Source organism: Bradyrhizobium sp. T-1 (genome assembly GCF_053592855.1).
The window spans coordinates 5,083,438-5,099,240 of sequence record NZ_CM132115.1; the positions used below are offsets into that span (position 1 = coordinate 5,083,438).

Below are 15,803 nucleotides of genomic sequence, written 5' to 3' on the forward strand. Positions count from 1 at the left end.
AACTGGCGGACCTTAGGACCCATTTGCGGCCCCTGAAACGACGTGACGATGCCGCAGGAAGCGGCTATTGGAGGGCGCGCTTCGGCCCCCCAAATCACATTGGAAAGTCACTTGGGGCCGTGACTTCGCTAGAATGGCGGATATGCCTGAATTTTTGTCTCTGTCCCGTCCCCGCTTCCTCCTTGCCTGCACCGTGCTTCTTAGCGTCGTGCTCGCCACTGACGCCTTTGCGCAGGCCGGCCCGTCCGGCGCGCCGCCTCCGCCGGCCCAAGGCGGGCTCGGACCGAACCCGATGTGCGTGCGGCTGGAAGGACAGCTCGCCGCGCTCGACCGCGGGGCGAGCGGCGATCCCGCGCGCGACGACCAGATCCGCCGCTATCAGGATTCCCAGACCCGCCAGCAGGCCGAGCTCGACCGCGTCACCATGCAGGCCAAGCGTATGGGCTGCGATTCCTCCGGCTTCTTCTCGCTGTTCAACGGCCAGTCGGCGCAATGCGGCCCGGTCAATACCCAGATCCAGCAGATGCGCGCCAATCTGGACCAGATCACCGGTAATCTCGAACGCCTGCGCGGTGGCGGCGCCGGCGGCAGCCCCGAACGCGACAGCCAGCGCCGCTCGGTGCTGATTGCGCTCGCGCAGAACAATTGCGGTCCGCAATACGCCAACGCCGCGCAGTCACAGGGCGGCAACTTCCTGAGCAATCTGTTCGGCGGCGGCAACAACCCCAACAATCCGCCAAGTGCGCCGCCCTCCGATCTCGGCCCGCAATCCGGCACCTATCGCACCGTCTGCGTGCGCACCTGCGACGGCGCCTATTTCCCGATCTCGTTTGCGACCGTGCCGGCGCGCTTCCCCGACGACGAGAAGACCTGCAAGGCGCTCTGCCCGGCGGCCGAAGCCGTGCTCTACGCCCACCGCAATCCCGGCGAGGACATGAACTCCGCGGTCTCGATCAGCGGCCAGCCCTACACGTCGCTGCCGACCGCCTTCAAATTCCGCAGCGAGTTCAACCCGTCCTGCTCGTGCAAGGCGGCGGGGCAGAGCTGGGCCGACGCGCTGAAATCGGCCGACGACAAGGCGGCCGTGGAGCAGCAGGGTGACATCATCGTCACCGAGGAGAGCGCCAGAAAGATGCAGCAGCAGCGGCTCAACAAGGGCGCGCCTGCGAACGGCAAGAAGGGCGCAGCTCCCGCGCCGACGACGGCAACAGCACCGGCGGGCCCACCGCCTGCGGATGCAGCCCCCACCACCTCGTCGGAGAACAAGCCGATCCGCTCGGTCGGCCCGACCTTCCTGCCGCAGCAGCAGAAGTAGGCGGCTCCAAACTCAACTGTCATGCCCGGCGAAGGCGGGCATCCAGTACGCCGCGGCGGCAGCTGGTTTTCACGATATCCGCCGCGGCGTACTGGATCATCCGCCTTCGCGGATGATGACGGCGGAACGGGCGGCGAGACCACCTGCCTCGCACGCGTCGGCGAAACTCACCCCTCGAACGCGTCGATCGACGCCTTGCTGCCGCGCGACACCAGCGTCTCATCGGGCGCGGGCAATTTCTCGCCGCGATCGCGGAAGCGGTTGGTGATGGGATAACGCCGGTCGCGGCCGAAATTTTTCCGCGTCACCTTCACGCCGGGCGCGGCCTGGCGGCGCTTGTATTCGGCGACGTTGAGGAGATGGTCGATGCGGGTCACCGTCTCGCGGTCAAAGCCCGCCGCGATGATCTGGTCGAGCGGCTCCTCGCGTTCGACCAGGCGCTCGAGGATCGCATCGAGCACGTCGTAGGGCGGCAATGAATCCTGATCGGTCTGGTTCTCGCGCAGCTCCGCCGTCGGCGGACGCGTGATGATGTCGGGCGGGATCACCTCGCCGGCCGGTCCGAGCGCACCGTCGGGCTTCCAGGTGTTGCGCAGGGCCGCCAGCCGGAACACCTGCGTCTTGTAGATGTCCTTGATCGGATTGAAGCCGCCGTTCATGTCGCCGTAGAGCGTGGCATAGCCGACCGACATTTCCGACTTGTTGCCCGTGGTCACCACCATCAGCCCGATCTTGTTGGAGATCGCCATCAGGAGCGTCCCGCGAGTGCGGGCCTGAAGGTTTTCCTCGGTGATATCTGGCGGAAGGTTCTTGAAGATGCCGGCCAGGATGGTCTCGAACCCACCCACCGCTTCCGCGATCGGCAGCACTTCGTAGCGGATGCCGAGATGGCCGGCGAGCTCGCCGGCATCGGCAATCGAGTGTGCCGCCGTGTAGCGATAAGGCAGCATGACCCCGTGCACCTGATCGGCACCGAGCGCGTCGACCGCGATCGCAGCGCACAGCGCGGAATCGATGCCGCCGGAAATGCCGAGCAGCACACCGGGAAAGCCGTTCTTGCTGACATAGTCGCGCAGGCCCAGCACGCAGGCGGCGTAATCGGCGCGGTCTCCTTCGGGCTGCTCGGCAATCGGACCGGTACAGCGCCAATCGCCGCCGGTCCGGGCGAAGCGCAGCGTGGTGATGCTCTCAGCGAACGCCGGCAGTTGCGCGGCGAGCGAGAGATCACCATTGAGCGCGAACGAGGCGCCGTCGAACACGAGCTCGTCCTGGCCGCAGACCTGATTGAGATAGACCAGCGGCAAGCCACTCTCGGTAACCCGCGCGACCGCGACCGACAGACGCACATCGTTCTTGTCGCGAGCATACGGCGAGCCGTTCGGCACCAGAATGATCTCGGCGCCGGTCTCGGCCAGCGTCTCGACCACGTTCTCGTAATCCTCGGACTCTTCCAGCCAGATGTCCTCGCAGATCGGCACGCCGATCCGCACGCCGCGCACGGTGATGGGGCCCGATGCGGGGCCGCGCGCAAACAACCGCTTCTCGTCGAACACGCCGTAGTTCGGCAGATTGCATTTGAACCGCAAGCCGGCGATGCGCCCGCCGTCGAGCAGCGCGCAGGCATTGTAGAGCTTGCCGTCCTCGACCCAGGGCGTGCCGACCAGCAACGCCGGCCCGCCATCGGCGGTCTCGCGCGCCAGCGCTTCGATGGCCGCGCGGCAGGCGGCCTGGAAGGCCGGCTTCTGCACCAGATCCTCCGGCGGATAGCCGGCGATGAACAATTCCGGAAACAGCACGAGATCGGCGCCATCGGCGATCGCTCGCGCGCGTGCCGAGCGAACCTTGGCGGCATTGCCCGCGACGTCGCCCATGGTCGGATTGAGCTGGGCGAGCGTGACCGCGAATGCGTTGAGACGTTCGGTCATAGAGCGCTCGCTTTCACCGCTCCCAAAGGGAGAGGTCGGATTGCATCGAAGATGCAATCCGGGTGAGGGGTTACAGTCTCTCGCAGGGCCTGAGCCCCCTCACCCGATTTGTGCTCGACGATGCTGCGCATCGCGAGACGCAAATCGACCTCTCCCCGCTGGGGAGAGGTAAAGGAGCCTCGGGTGCCGACGCCCAATCGATACTCTCCGCGAGCTAGAGGAACCCCAATCGCTCGATGATGGCGATGATCCAGAACGCGCCGGCCATCAGCAGTGCAACGCCGACTGCGGCCGAGCCCATGTCCTTGACCCGCCCGATCTGCTTGTCGTGATCCATCGTCAGGCGGTCGGCGAGCTTCTCGATCGCGGTGTTGAGCAGCTCGACCACCAGCACGAAGGCGACCGAGCAAACCAGCTCGACCGCGCGTGTCGCGGTCGCCGCGACGAGCCACGCCACCGGCAGCGACAGGATCAGCGCAAAGATCTCCTCGCGGACGGCCTGTTCCGAGCGGAACGCAAAGGCCAGACCGTTGCGGGAATTGATCGTGGCCTTCCAGATCCGCAGCAAGGTGCTAGAGCCCCGCTGCAGTCGGCATCGGCCTGACCTTGCCGGCGCGTTCCTGCTTCAGCAGCTCCGCGACCAGGAAAGCCATGTCGATGGATTGCTCGGCATTGAGGCGGGGATCGCAGACCGTGTGGTAGCGGTCGTTGAGATCTTCGTCCGTGATGGCGCGGGCGCCGCCGATGCATTCGGTGACGTCCTGGCCGGTCATCTCAAGATGCACGCCGCCGGCATGGGTGCCTTCCGCCGCATGGATCGTGAAGAACGACTTCACCTCGGACAGCACGCGGTCGAACGGCCGCGTCTTGTAGCCCGTCGTGGAGGTGATGGTGTTGCCGTGCATGGGATCGCACGACCAGACCACCACCCTGCCCTCGCGCTTCACCGCGCGGATCAGGCCCGGCAGGTGATCGGCGACCTTGTCGGAGCCGAAGCGGTTGATCAGGGTCAGGCGGCCCGGCTCGTTGTCGGGGTTGAGCACGTCGATCAGCTTCAACAGCTCGTCGGGCTTGAGCGACGGGCCGCACTTCAGGCCGATCGGGTTCTTGATGCCGCGGAAATATTCGACATGGCCGTGATCGAGCTGCCGGGTGCGATCGCCGATCCAGATCATGTGGCCCGAGGTCGCGTACCAGTCGCCCGTGGTGGAATCGACGCGGGTCATGGCCTGCTCGTAGCCGAGCAGCAGCGCCTCGTGGCTGGTGTAGAAATCGGTGGCGCGCAGCTCGGGATGGCTCTCGAGATCGAGGCCGCAGGCGCGCATGAAGTTGAGCGCGTCCGAGATGCGGTCGGCCAGCTCCTTGTAACGGCGGGACTGCGGCGAATCCTTGAGGAAGCCGAGCATCCACTCATGCACGCTGCCGAGATTGGCATAGCCGCCGGTGGCGAACGCGCGCAAGAGGTTCAGCGTCGCGGCCGACTGCCGATAGGCCATCAGCTGCCGCTGCGGATCCGGCACGCGCGCTTCCTTGGTGAAGGCGATGTCGTTGACGATGTCGCCGCGATAGCTCGGCAGCTCGACGCCATTGACCTTCTCGGTCGGCGAGGAGCGCGGCTTGGCGAACTGGCCGGCGATGCGGCCGACCTTCACCACCGGCACCGCGCCGGCATAGGTCAGCACCACCGCCATCTGCAGCAGCACGCGGAAGAAGTCGCGGATGTTGTTGGCGCCATGCTCGGCAAAGCTCTCGGCGCAATCGCCGCCCTGGAGCAGGAAGGCCTCGCCGGCCGCAACGCGGGCCAGTGCCTTCTTCAGATTGCGCGCCTCGCCCGCGAACACCAGCGGGGGAAAGGTTGCAAGCTGCGCCTCGACGTCGGCCAAAGCCTTGGCGTCGGGATAATCGGGCACCTGTAGCACCGGCTTGCTGCGCCAGGACTCGGGCGTCCACCGCTCGGACATCGCAATCTCTCCGTGAAGCAAAAAAGTGCAACCTGATCTGTGGGTTGCGAGGGCCGCCTTATACACAGGCTGGCGCGACACCGCCAGTTGTAAATCCGTTTCGCAATGCAAACCCTTGCGAGCAAAGCCGAATTCGCATTTGCTGGGGATGGCAGCGGAAACCGGCAAGACAGCCTCCCCCATGGACGCGGCACTGGACGACGTTTTCATCGACGAGATCAGCTTCCCGGCGACCGACGGGTATGCGCTGACCGGCACCCTGTTCCTGCCGCGCGGAGTCAAGCGCCATGCCGTCCTGATCAATTCGGCGACCGCCGTCCCGCGAAAAATCTATCGCGGCTTTGCCTCCTACCTCGCCCATCGCGGCTGCGCGGTGCTCACTTACGACTATCGCGGCATCGGCGACTCCCGGCTGCCGGCAATGGTCGGTTACAACCGGCCGAAATCGCTGGTCGGCTTCAAGGCTTCGATGTCGGACTGGGCCGCGCAAGACGTCACCGCCGCGGTCCGCTGGATGCGCGAGCGCTATAACACCCTGCCGCTGGCCTATGTCGGCCACTCCTACGGCGGCCAGGCGCTCGGGCTGATCGAAAACAACAGCGAGATTTCGCGAGCCGCGTTCGTCGCCTCGCAGGCCGCGACCTGGCGGCTGATGACGTCACCGGAGAGATACCGCGTCTACGCCTTCATGAATTTCGTCGGCGTGCCGCTGGCTCACGCACTCGGCTACGCGCCGGGCTGGGCCGGCATCGGCGAGGATCTGCCGAAGGGCGTCTTTCTGCAATGGGCGGATTGGGTCTCGAGCCCGCGCTATCTCTTCGATTCAAAGCTGCCGGCGCTGGAGAATTTTGCCAAGTTCAAGGGCGAGCTGCGCGCGCTCTGCTTCACCGACGATCCCTGGGCGACACGACCGGCGGTCGAGTTGCTGACTGGCGGATTCACCGCGATCGAGCCGGAGGTGCTCACCGTGCAACCGTCCGACGTCGGCGCCAAGGCGATCGGCCATTTCGGCTTCTTCCGCCCCGAGCACCGCGACACGCTGTGGCGCGGCGTCGCGGAATGGATCCAGGGGGAGTGAGGCTCAGGCAGCCGCATCGCCGCTCGTCACTTTCTCGTGGTCGCTCAAGCCGAAACTGATTTCCGCCATCGTCGTTGGCCACCTGACACAGAGTCGACAACGCGACTGATCTTGTTCCGGCTACGCCGAACGCGACGAGGACAATGGAAAATCGCGCCAGAAGCCAAAGCCTCGTCAGCGAGAGCAAGGTCCCCGAAGTCACGCTCGGGTTCTGGATCATCAAGATCGCCGCCACGACGCTGGGCGAGACCGGCGGCGACACCGTGACGATGACGCTGAATTGGGGCTACCTCGCAGGCACGTTCCTGTTCCTGGCGGCGATGATCGTCCTGGTCGCCGCACAAATCCGCGCGACAAAACTCCACCCGGCGCTGTATTGGGCGACCATCGTGGCCTCAACCACCTTCGGTACGACGATGGCGGACTTCGCCGACCGCTCGCTCGGCATCGGCTCTACCGGCGGCTCGACGCTGCTCCTCGCCTGCCTCGTGCTGGTGCTTGGCCTCTGGTATCGCGCTGAAGGGACCATCTCGGTCAACAGCGTCAGCACGCCCCGCGTCGAGGCCTTTTATTGGGGCGCGATCACCTTCTCGCAAACGCTTGGCACCGCGCTCGGCGACTGGATCGCCGATACCGGCGACATGGGCTATGGTGGCGGCGCGCTGATCTTCGCAGCTGGGCTTGCCATTGTCGCCGCACTCTATTTTTGGAGCCGCGTCTCGCGCGTGACCCTGTTCTGGGCCGCGTTCATCCTCACGCGACCATTGGGAGCGACCGTCGGCGACTTCCTCGACAAGCCGCTCGACCACGGCGGACTTGCCCTCAGCCGGCCGCTGGCCTCGCTCGTGATCGCAGCGTTCATGGTGGTCTGCCTGCTGCTGATCCCGCAGCGCGCGGGACAGCACCCAAGCAACGACCACGCAGCCGAGCGCGCTTAGCGGATGATCGTCGTCAGCGACGAGTAGCGCTTGTTCGGCTTGGCTTCGACCGCAGAGAACTGTGCGAAAGCATCGCTGACGCGCGCAGCCGGCGTGGTCCCGTCTGCAAACCGGAACTCCTTCGGTCGTGGCGCGTAGAAGCTGGCGCTGTAATAGGAATCGTCGAAACGCGTCTCACCGACGCCGAACAATGCGTCGCAGACGAACAGGAGTGCGTAGACTCCCGCGACCGCCGCGACGACCTCCTTGAGAACTGACATGTTGTTGCCCCACCCTTTTGCCGTGAGGATGCACGCCGGTTCCAAAGCCGAGGTTTAAGACGGCACGGTTCTTATCTGCAGGGTTTGTCGCTGCTGAGCGGATTGCGGACAATTTTATCTTTTCTGAAAAGAGAGCCCGCCTGACGGGATCAAGCGGGCTCCAGGATTGGCCGATCGGGAGGTTATCAGACGGCCAGATTCATCCACACCGCCTTGGGCTCGGTGAAATTGTCGAGCGCGGCGGTGCCGTGCTCGCGGCCGAGGCCGGAGTCACGCTCGCCGCCCCAGGGCAGCCGCACGTCGGTGTAGCCATAGGTGTTCATCCAGACGGTGCCGGCGCGCGCCTGTCTGGCGAAGCGCTGCAGCTTGCCGATGTCGCGGCTCCAGACGCCGGCGGCCAAGCTGTAGGCGGTGCCATTGGCGATCCGCAGCGCATCGGCCTCATCCTTGAACTTGATGACGCTGACGACGGGACCAAAAATCTCTTCCTGCGAGATCCGCATCTCGTGCGCGACATCGGCGAACACGGTCGGGCTGATGAAATAGCCGCGCTCGCCGACACGCTCGCCGCCGGTGACGAGCCTTGCCCCCTCCTTCTGCCCGATATCGACATAGTCGAGGATCGACTTCATCTGCTTCTCGGAGATGACGGGACCGAGCGCGGTCTTGCGGTCGAGTGGGTCGCCGATTCTGATCGACTTCGCACGCGCGGCGAGACGCTCAACGACCTCGTCATAGGCCCTCTCCTGCACCAGCACGCGCGAGCCGGCGGAGCAGACCTGCCCGGCGTTGAAGAAGATGCCGGAGGCCGCAGCCTTGCTGGCTGCTTCGAGATCGGCGTCGTCGAAAATCACATTGGCCGACTTGCCGCCCAGCTCGAGCGAGACGCGCTTGAAGTTGCTCGCCGCGCCCTTCATGATTCCGCGCCCCACACCCGGCGAGCCGGTGAAGGTCACCTTGTCCACGTCGGGGTGATTGACCAGGGCATCTCCGACGACGCGGCCAGGTCCGGTGACGACATTGAAGACACCTGCCGGCAGGCCGGCTTCGAGCGCAAGCTCGGCGATGCGCAGCGCCGATAGCGAGGTCAGCTCGGCCGGCTTCATCACGATGGTGCAGCCGCAGGCCAGCGCCGGCGCGAGCTTCCACATGCCGATCATCAGCGGGAAATTCCACGGCACGATCGCCGCGACCACGCCGACGGGCTCGCGCACGGTGTAGGTCAATGCATCGTCACGCACCGGCACGACGTCGCCGCTGATCTTGTCGGCCCAGCCGGCGTAATAAGTCAGCGTGTCGACGGCGGCGGGAAAGTCCTGGCGCATCGTCGCGGAGATCGGTTTGCCGGCATCGATCGACTCCAGCTCGATGATCTCGTCGGCATGACGCTTGAGCAGATCCGCCCAGCGCAGCAGGATCTGGCCGCGCTCGGAGGCGCGCATCGTGCGCCACGGGCCCTCGAAGGCGCAGCGGGCGGCGGCAACCGCATGCTCGACGTCAGCCTCGCCGCCTTCGGCAACGACAGCGATGACCTGCCCGGTGGCAGGATTGAGGGATTTGAAGGTGCGGCCGGAACTCGCGGGCACACGGCGGCCGTCGATGAGCAGATGCTGCGGCCGCGCCATGAATTCGGTGGCCGGCGAATGCGCAAAGTCATATGCAACAGACATCATATTTCCTCCTGATCTGGTATGCCAGACTAGGCAGCTATTGTCTGGAGTAAATATGATATGGTTTGCAAATGGACGCACCATATATGAAGCTAAGTTCATAAGGTTGTCAGATGCTTCAGATCGAGATCGAGGCCGTCTGGCGGTTTCGCCACGAAGGCAGCCCGCGCACCGCGGTGGTCATGCTCGGGATCCTCAATGAAATCCGGAAGACCGGAAAGATCACAAGCGCGGCCAGCGATGCGCACCTGTCCTACCGGCATGTCTGGAATCTGATCGAGCAATGGTCGGAGTTCTTCGGAACTCCGCTGGTCGAGACCCAGCGCGGCAAGGGCTCGAAGCTCACGCCGTTCGGCGAGCGGCTGGTGTGGGCCGGCGAGCGCATGCAGGCGCGGCTCGGGCCGCAGCTGGAGAATCTGGCGCAGGAGCTTGCGAGCGAGATCAAGCCGTTCCTCGAGCAGCGCCCTTCCGTGATCCGCGTCCATGCCAGCCACGGCTTTGCTGTGGCCAAGCTGCGCGAATTCCTCGACCGCGAGCCCGGCATCGGCGTCGATCTGCGCTATGTCAGCAACCAGCACTCGCTGGTCTCGCTGGCGCAGGGCGCCTGCGACCTGTCCGGCCTGCATCTGCCGCACGGCGCGTTGCGCGCCCAGGGCATCAAGGCCGCGCGCGAATGGCTCGATCCGCGCGAGGACCGCATCATCAGTTTCGTGACGCGCGAGATGGGGCTGATGGTTGCACGTGGCAATCCCCTGCGCATTGCTTCGCTCGATGATCTCACCAAGCCGAACGTCCGCTTCGTCAACCGCGACCACGATTCCGGCACCCGCCTCTTGTTCGACCAGTTGCTCGCGGCTCACAACATCGACGAAGGCAAGATCAACGGCGCGCAGCAGATCGAGTTCACCCACGCTGCCGTCGCGGCCTATGTCGCGAGCGGCATGGCCGATGCGAGCTTTGGCGTCGAGGCGGCCGCGCGGCATTTCGGCCTCGATTTCATTCGCATCCTCACCGAGGACTATTTCTTCGTGTGCAAGCGCGCTTTTCTGGATACCGCACCCATGAAGCGCATCCTTGAGATCATCCGCAGCGCCGATTTTCGCGCCGCCGTCGCCACCCTTCCCGGCTATGTGCCGTCGGACACCGGCACCGTGACCGGCGTGAAGGCGTTTCTGGAGATGCACGCCGTGCGATGACGGTGCAGGCCGCGCTCCTCCTTGTCCGCGACGGGCAAGAATGGCAATCTCCGTTTAGAGCCATTCAAGAGAGCCTGTCATGTCGCGCGCGAGCGCCAAATCGCTCCCCCAACTGAGCCTTCGGATCGACCTCGACAGCGAGGACCGGATCGGACCCGGCAAGATCGAGCTTCTCGAGCAGATCCGCGCGCAAGGCTCGATCTCCGGGGCCGGACGCGCCATGGACATGTCCTACAAGCGCGCCTGGGATCTCGTCGACGAAATCAACCGCATCTGCGGCCATCCTGCGGTCGAACCGCAGGCCGGCGGCAAGAACGGCGGCGGCGCAATGCTCACACCGTTCGGCGAAAAGCTCGTCGCGCGCTACCGCAAGATCGAGCGCGACGCCGCACGCGCGGTGCACAAGGATCTGGAAGCGCTCAAGAGCGACATAGCCCGTTCGCGCAAATCCTCTTAGGCATCAGTTCGGCCGTACCGTCGCTTCCGACATCGGCTGCGTCAGCGCTTCGCCCAGCAGCCCCTGCTCTGCCTTCGGGATCGAGAAGCGGACCTTGAAGCCGTCCTCGGTCTGGAGCGTGATGATACGCTGCGTCGTGTCGGTCGACTGCTCGATCGCCCAGGACGCAAGCGGATAGGCATAGCGAAGGCTCTGGTCACCATAGCGGGCCTTCAGCGCCGCCTCCAGCAGCCCAGGCAGCGTCATGATGAGAGCGCCGACCTGGTTGAGCGAGACGTTGACGGCTGCGGTGCTCCCCGTAACGTCCTCGAAGCCCAGCGAGATCGCACCGCCGTCGGCCGACACCTCGCAGGTCGTGAGCTGCCTCACCTTGATTTCCATTGCCAGTTCCGGAACACAGTTCGCTATATCCACTACGATATATCGATAAGTCGGGCTGCGTCTAGCCGCTTTTTCTGGAATTGATCGAGCCTGCCGTCATGGTCGGCCATCGAGAAGCGTGATATATGAGTAGATATAACGAGGCCCGAACGGCCCGTTCTTTAAAGGGAGCGCAAAGCCTATGAGTGACTTCAATCTTCTCATCGACGGCAAAATGGTGCCCGGCGACATGACCATGCCGGTTCTCAATCCCGCGACCGAAGAGGTGGTGGCACAGTGCCCCCGCGCCTCGAAGTCGCAGCTGGATACGGCCGTTGCCGCCGCGAAGGCCGCCTTCCCGGCCTGGGCCGCGACGTCGATGGAGGACCGCCGCAAGGTCGTGATGAAAATGGCGGACGTGATCGAGGCCAATTCGGGCGAGCTCGCGCGCCTGCTGACCTCCGAACAGGGCAAGCCGCTGGCGGACGCCACCGGCGAGGTGCTCGGCATGGCCGCCTTCTTCCGCTATCTCGGCTCGCTCGACCTGCCGATGAAGGTCATCGAGAACTCCGGCGATCGCAAGGTCGAGGCCTATCGCCGCCCGCTGGGCGTCGTCGGCGCGATCATCCCCTGGAACTATCCGCTCCTGATCCTCAGCTTCAAGCTGCCCTCCGCACTGATCGCCGGCAACACCCTGATCGTGAAGCCTGCGCCGACCACGCCACTCGCCTCCTTGCGCTTCGCCGAGCTGATCAAGGACGTCGTGCCGAAGGGCGTGCTCAATTTCATCACCGACGCCAACGACCTCGGCGGCGAGATGACCAAGCACCCCGATATCCGCAAGATCTCCTTCACCGGCTCGACCGCGACGGGCCAGAAGGTCATGGCGAGCGCTGCACAGACGCTGAAGCGCATTACGCTCGAGCTCGGCGGCAACGACGCCGGCATCGTGCTCGACGACGTCGATCCGAAGAAGGTCGCACCCGGCATCTTCGAAGGCGCGTTCCAGAACTCCGGCCAGGTCTGCCTCGCCATCAAGCGGCTTTATGTGCACGAATCCGTCTACGACGAGCTCTGCGACGAGCTGGTCGCGATCGCCAAGAGCACCGTGGTCGACGACGGCTCCAAACAGGGCACCAAGCTCGGGCCGCTGCAGAACAAGATGCAGTACGAGAAAGTGAAGGCGTTCCTCGAGGACGCGCACAAGAACGGCAAGGTGGTCGCCGGCGGCGCCGCGATGGACCGTCCCGGCTATTTCATCGAGCCGACCATCGTGCGCGACATCAAGGAAGGCTCAAAACTGGTCGACGAGGAGCAGTTCGGCCCGGTGCTGCCGCTGATCAAATATTCGGACAAGGATGACGTGATCCGCCGCGCCAACGCCACGACTTACGGCCTCGGCGCCTCGGTCTGGTCGTCGGACATCGACCGCGCGCATGAGGTCGCCACGCGCCTGGAGTCCGGCACGGTGTGGATCAACAAGCATCTCGACATGGCCCCGCACATCCCGTTCGGCGGCGCCAAACAATCGGGCATCGGGACTGAATTCGCCGAGGAAGGTCTCGCCGAGTTCACCCAGCTCCAGATCATCAACGGCCCGCCGGCCGCGTGATCCAACATAGGGGGTCGCGGCGGAACCGGCCGCGGCCCCGATCTATTCTTAAAAGCGGAGGCGACCATGTTCGATGCGCAATGCGATCTCGGCGCCCTCGTCTATGCGCCGCATCACGACCCCGACGCAGTCCTGCGCGATTTCGCGGCGAGCGCGAGCGACGGAAGATGCGGCATTTTCGCACATCGCCTGGTCCCCGCGCGCCCCCGCAATCGCACGCATCATGAATCGCGCCTGAATTGGCAGTAGTTTCCCGGAATATGGCCGATGCTCCGGCGTTGATATCTCTTCGGGTTTCCGCCAGTTGCCCCTCACCTCCAGGGATCCCGACATGCCGGTCGATCGGCTGAAGCCATCGCGTGTCCTGAACATCGAGCGCTTCTCGGACTTCAGCGAGTTTCGCGCCAACGAGGTGCTCGGCCTCGGAACCAGCACGCCGCTTCGTCCGCGCGAATTCTCGCTATCACGCGCCATCCTGCCGCTCCAGAACGGGCTATTCGTGCTGCAGCGGGCCTTTGCGCGGCGGTACGAAGCCGAGATGGGGACGGACAGCGGCATCGGCCTCGTTGTCCCGTTTGCCTTTCACTCGATTGCCAATGGCCGCGAGGTCGACAGCTCGACGATCGCCGTCGTGCGCGGCAAAGCGCCCGTCTTGTCGATCGAGCATCAACCCAACACCTATCTCATGCTGCGCTTCAACTCGGACATGCGGCATCGCGGATGGGCGGACTTCGATACCGGCCTCGCCTATATTCACACTCAGGACGATCCGATGGCGCGCCTGCGCGACATTTTTGTGGAAATGCTCGCGCTGGCGTCTGCATGCGACGATCCCCGGCGATTCGAGGCGCTCAACCGCCCGATCCAGGAAACGCTGCTCGCCGCCCTCGACGCGATTCTGCTGCCGACCGGCGCACGCACCGCCCGTCCCCGTTCATTCGACAAGCATCGCAAGCTGATTGCGCAGCTCGACGAGATCGTCGAGCTGTTCGGCAGCAAGCCGCTTTATAGCGACGACCTTGCCACCGCGCTCGGCGTCTCTGCGCGCACGCTCCAGATTGCAACGCAAGCCGTGCACGGCGTCAGCCTGCATCACTATCTGCGTCTCAAGCGGATGTGGGCCGTTCGCGTCCAGCTCATGACGGGAGGCAGCGGATTGACCGTAAAGGCCGCCGCGATCGGCAACGGTTTCTGGCATCTCGGCGACTTCGCAATGAGCTACAGGCGCGCCTTCGGCGAAACGCCGTCCGAGACGCTGGCACGAGGCCGCCATTCTGCGGGCACGACCGCGCGTCCCTGAAAGAGCCCGGTTAAATACGGGCATTTGCTCCGCTTCGACATTCGCGCCTCCATACTCTGTTAATGACGCAGCGAGTTCCAGGTCTGCGCAGGAGTTCTCGCCGGATAGAGCTGCGCTCAGCCGTGCTCCGACTCCTTGCGAGACCCATTGTCGCCGAGGCGGTCGACCCAGGCGATGCCGATCGCCGAGATGATGAAGGTCAGGTGGATCAGCACCTGCCACATCACGCCGGTCTCGGTGAAATTGCTGCGCGTCGTGCCGAGATTGCCGGCCTCGATGAAGGTTCTGAGCAGCGAGATCGAGGAGATGCCGACGATCGCCATCGCGAGCTTGATCTTGAGCACGCTGGCATTGACGTGGCTCAGCCATTCCGGCTCGTCCGGATGGCCGCGCAGATTCAGGCGCGAAACGAAGGTCTCGTAGCCGCCGACGATCACCATCACGAGCAGGTTCGAGATCATGACGACGTCGATCAGCCCGAGCACGACCAGCATGATCTGCTGCTCGCTGGCCTCGAACGAATGCGCGACCAGGTGCCAGAGCTCCTTCAGAAACAGCAGTACGTAGACCCCCTGCGCGACGATGAGGCCGACATAGAGCGGCAATTGCAGCCAGCGTGAGCCGAAGATCAGCCGCGGAAACAGGCCGACCGGCGGGCTCGCCAAAGGTGCTTTGGGTTCAGACGACATCGATCACTCCGGGAAGACGAAGGCAGAAAATGAAGGCAGCGCTCAGAGACTTGCGATGACCGGCGCCAGCTCGAGCGAGCCGCGATAGATCATCTCGAACGCGACGTAGACGATGATGGCGAGGCCGACATAGGCGATCCAGCGCTGCTTCTGGAGCACGCGGCCGAGCAGGTCGGCGGCAACACCCATCAGTCCGACCGACAGCAGGAGGCCGAACGCCAGGATGTAGGGATGCTCGCGCGCCGCGCCGGCAACCGCGAGCACGTTGTCGAGCGACATGGAGACGTCGGCCGCCACGATCTGCAACGCGGCTTGCTTGAACGTCTTGCGCGGCATCGGTGCAGTGCTCCCACTGCCGCCATGGCTGAACGCAAGCTCGCTGGAATGTGTGGCTTGCTCCCGCAGCTCGCGCCACATCTTCCAGCACACCCACAACAGCAGCACGCCGCCGGCAAGCAGCAAGCCGATCACCTGCAGAAGCTGGGTCGCAACGCCGGCAAAGGCGATGCGCAGGGCCGTGGCCGCAATGATACCGACGACGATGGCACGACGGCGCTGCCCGGCCGGCAGGCCCGCCGCGGCGAGGCCGATGACGACGGCGTTGTCGCCGGCGAGCACGAGGTCGATCAGAACGACCTGGAACAGCGCGGTCAGCGCATCGGCCGTGATGAATTCGGTCATGATTGATCAGGTTTCGGGACGGACGGATCGAGCCATTGCGGCTTGCGGCGTTCGATCCAGTCGAACACCTTTGAGCGGGACGAGCGCAGCGCGGGCACGTCCTCGGCGAGCAGCGCAAGACCGAGCGGCAGCATCCAGACGCCGAGCACCGGCAGAAACGAGAACACGCCGCCGACGACGAGCAGCGCCCCCGAAGGAATCCTCATCCAGCGACTGGACGGCTTGAGCAGATAGGAGACGGTATCACCTAAGCGCGGCGGCAGCCGATGAACGAGCTTGTCGAGGCGCGGGTCGCCGCCGGCCATCTGGCCGGTGGTGCCCTCGGTGCCAGAGGCCCGCTCGTCCGATGCTGCGCTCACGC

The 15,803-nt window shown here is 64.8% G+C and carries 17 protein-coding genes; 7 read left to right on the top strand and 10 right to left on the bottom strand.

The window, feature by feature from the left end:
* The first annotated feature begins 133 nt into the window (after positions 1-133).
* Positions 134-1,315, top strand: coding sequence for a DUF2865 domain-containing protein (locus tag ACWAT4_RS24705; protein ID WP_449728286.1), 1,182 nt, complete (start codon positions 134-136; stop codon positions 1,313-1,315).
* 167 nt (positions 1,316-1,482) lie between these two features.
* Here the strand turns inward: ACWAT4_RS24705 and ACWAT4_RS24710 are convergent, their stop codons facing one another.
* From ACWAT4_RS24710 to ACWAT4_RS24720, 3 genes are all read right to left on the bottom strand, one after another.
* A complete protein-coding gene (locus ACWAT4_RS24710) occupies positions 1,483-3,240 on the bottom strand; it encodes an NAD+ synthase (protein ID WP_449728287.1) in 1,758 nt (585 codons plus the stop codon).
* Between the two features lie 214 nt (positions 3,241-3,454).
* Positions 3,455-3,808, bottom strand: a complete 354-nt coding sequence (locus ACWAT4_RS24715; protein ID WP_212302541.1) for a diacylglycerol kinase — start codon at positions 3,806-3,808, stop codon at positions 3,455-3,457.
* A 4-nt stretch (positions 3,809-3,812) separates the two neighbouring features.
* Positions 3,813-5,201, bottom strand: a complete 1,389-nt coding sequence (locus ACWAT4_RS24720) for a class II 3-deoxy-7-phosphoheptulonate synthase (RefSeq protein WP_212425697.1) — start codon at positions 5,199-5,201, stop codon at positions 3,813-3,815.
* A 181-nt stretch (positions 5,202-5,382) separates the two neighbouring features.
* On the opposite strand from ACWAT4_RS24720, the gene ACWAT4_RS24725 reads away from it, so the two are divergent.
* A complete protein-coding gene (locus tag ACWAT4_RS24725; RefSeq protein WP_212425696.1) occupies positions 5,383-6,279 on the top strand; it encodes an alpha/beta hydrolase family protein in 897 nt (298 codons plus the stop codon).
* 143 nt (positions 6,280-6,422) lie between these two features.
* Positions 6,423-7,217 (top strand): COG4705 family protein, encoded by a 795-nt coding sequence (locus ACWAT4_RS24730; RefSeq protein ID WP_449728288.1) that lies wholly within the window; start codon positions 6,423-6,425, stop codon positions 7,215-7,217.
* Here the strand turns inward: ACWAT4_RS24730 and ACWAT4_RS24735 are convergent.
* Positions 7,214-7,477 carry a hypothetical protein gene (locus tag ACWAT4_RS24735; protein ID WP_212302537.1) on the bottom strand — a complete coding sequence of 88 codons (264 nt, stop codon included), beginning with the start codon at positions 7,475-7,477 and terminating at the stop codon, positions 7,214-7,216. The genes ACWAT4_RS24730 and ACWAT4_RS24735 overlap by 4 nt on opposite strands.
* Before the next feature lie 185 nt (positions 7,478-7,662).
* Positions 7,663-9,147 (bottom strand): aldehyde dehydrogenase family protein, encoded by a 1,485-nt coding sequence (locus ACWAT4_RS24740; protein ID WP_449731256.1) that lies wholly within the window; start codon positions 9,145-9,147, stop codon positions 7,663-7,665.
* A gap of 113 nt (positions 9,148-9,260) precedes the next feature.
* Here ACWAT4_RS24740 and ACWAT4_RS24745 point away from each other — a divergent pair, with 113 nt between their 5' ends.
* Together ACWAT4_RS24745 and ACWAT4_RS24750 are read left to right on the top strand one after the other, a co-directional pair.
* Positions 9,261-10,343 carry a substrate-binding domain-containing protein gene (locus ACWAT4_RS24745; protein WP_212425694.1) on the top strand — a complete coding sequence of 361 codons (1,083 nt, stop codon included), beginning with the start codon at positions 9,261-9,263 and terminating at the stop codon, positions 10,341-10,343.
* Positions 10,344-10,422: 79 nt separating this feature from the next.
* The gene (locus ACWAT4_RS24750) at positions 10,423-10,800 is read left to right on the top strand and encodes a winged helix-turn-helix domain-containing protein (RefSeq protein ID WP_212425693.1); all 378 of its coding nucleotides are present in this window, start codon (positions 10,423-10,425) and stop codon (positions 10,798-10,800) included.
* 3 nt (positions 10,801-10,803) lie between these two features.
* Here the strand turns inward: ACWAT4_RS24750 and ACWAT4_RS24755 are convergent, their stop codons facing one another.
* Positions 10,804-11,181, bottom strand: coding sequence for a hypothetical protein (locus ACWAT4_RS24755; RefSeq protein ID WP_212425692.1), 378 nt, complete (start codon positions 11,179-11,181; stop codon positions 10,804-10,806).
* 181 nt (positions 11,182-11,362) lie between these two features.
* Between ACWAT4_RS24755 and ACWAT4_RS24760 the strand changes: the two genes are divergently transcribed.
* Positions 11,363-12,772 carry an aldehyde dehydrogenase family protein gene (locus ACWAT4_RS24760; protein ID WP_212425691.1) on the top strand — a complete coding sequence of 470 codons (1,410 nt, stop codon included), beginning with the start codon at positions 11,363-11,365 and terminating at the stop codon, positions 12,770-12,772.
* 48 nt (positions 12,773-12,820) lie between these two features.
* On the opposite strand, the gene ACWAT4_RS24765 is transcribed toward ACWAT4_RS24760, so the two are convergent.
* The gene (locus tag ACWAT4_RS24765; RefSeq protein ID WP_449728289.1) at positions 12,821-12,997 is read right to left on the bottom strand and encodes a hypothetical protein; all 177 of its coding nucleotides are present in this window, start codon (positions 12,995-12,997) and stop codon (positions 12,821-12,823) included.
* A 106-nt stretch (positions 12,998-13,103) separates the two neighbouring features.
* On the opposite strand from ACWAT4_RS24765, the gene ACWAT4_RS24770 reads away from it, so the two are divergent.
* Complete coding sequence (locus ACWAT4_RS24770) at positions 13,104-14,072, top strand: helix-turn-helix domain-containing protein (RefSeq protein ID WP_449728290.1); 969 nt, start codon at positions 13,104-13,106, stop codon at positions 14,070-14,072.
* 116 nt (positions 14,073-14,188) lie between these two features.
* Here the strand turns inward: ACWAT4_RS24770 and ACWAT4_RS24775 are convergent, their stop codons facing one another.
* The 3 genes from ACWAT4_RS24775 to ACWAT4_RS24785 are packed head-to-tail and all read right to left on the bottom strand — an operon-like array spanning position 14,189 to position 15,801.
* On the bottom strand, positions 14,189-14,761 hold the full coding sequence (locus ACWAT4_RS24775; RefSeq protein ID WP_449728291.1) for a TIGR00645 family protein: 573 nt from the start codon (positions 14,759-14,761) through the stop codon (positions 14,189-14,191).
* Between the two features lie 42 nt (positions 14,762-14,803).
* The gene (locus ACWAT4_RS24780; protein WP_212302527.1) at positions 14,804-15,442 is read right to left on the bottom strand and encodes a TerC family protein; all 639 of its coding nucleotides are present in this window, start codon (positions 15,440-15,442) and stop codon (positions 14,804-14,806) included.
* Positions 15,439-15,801, bottom strand: coding sequence for a hypothetical protein (locus ACWAT4_RS24785; RefSeq protein ID WP_212302526.1), 363 nt, complete (start codon positions 15,799-15,801; stop codon positions 15,439-15,441). Before ACWAT4_RS24785 ends, ACWAT4_RS24780 begins: the two co-directional genes overlap by 4 nt.
* Positions 15,802-15,803: the final 2 nt, after the last annotated feature.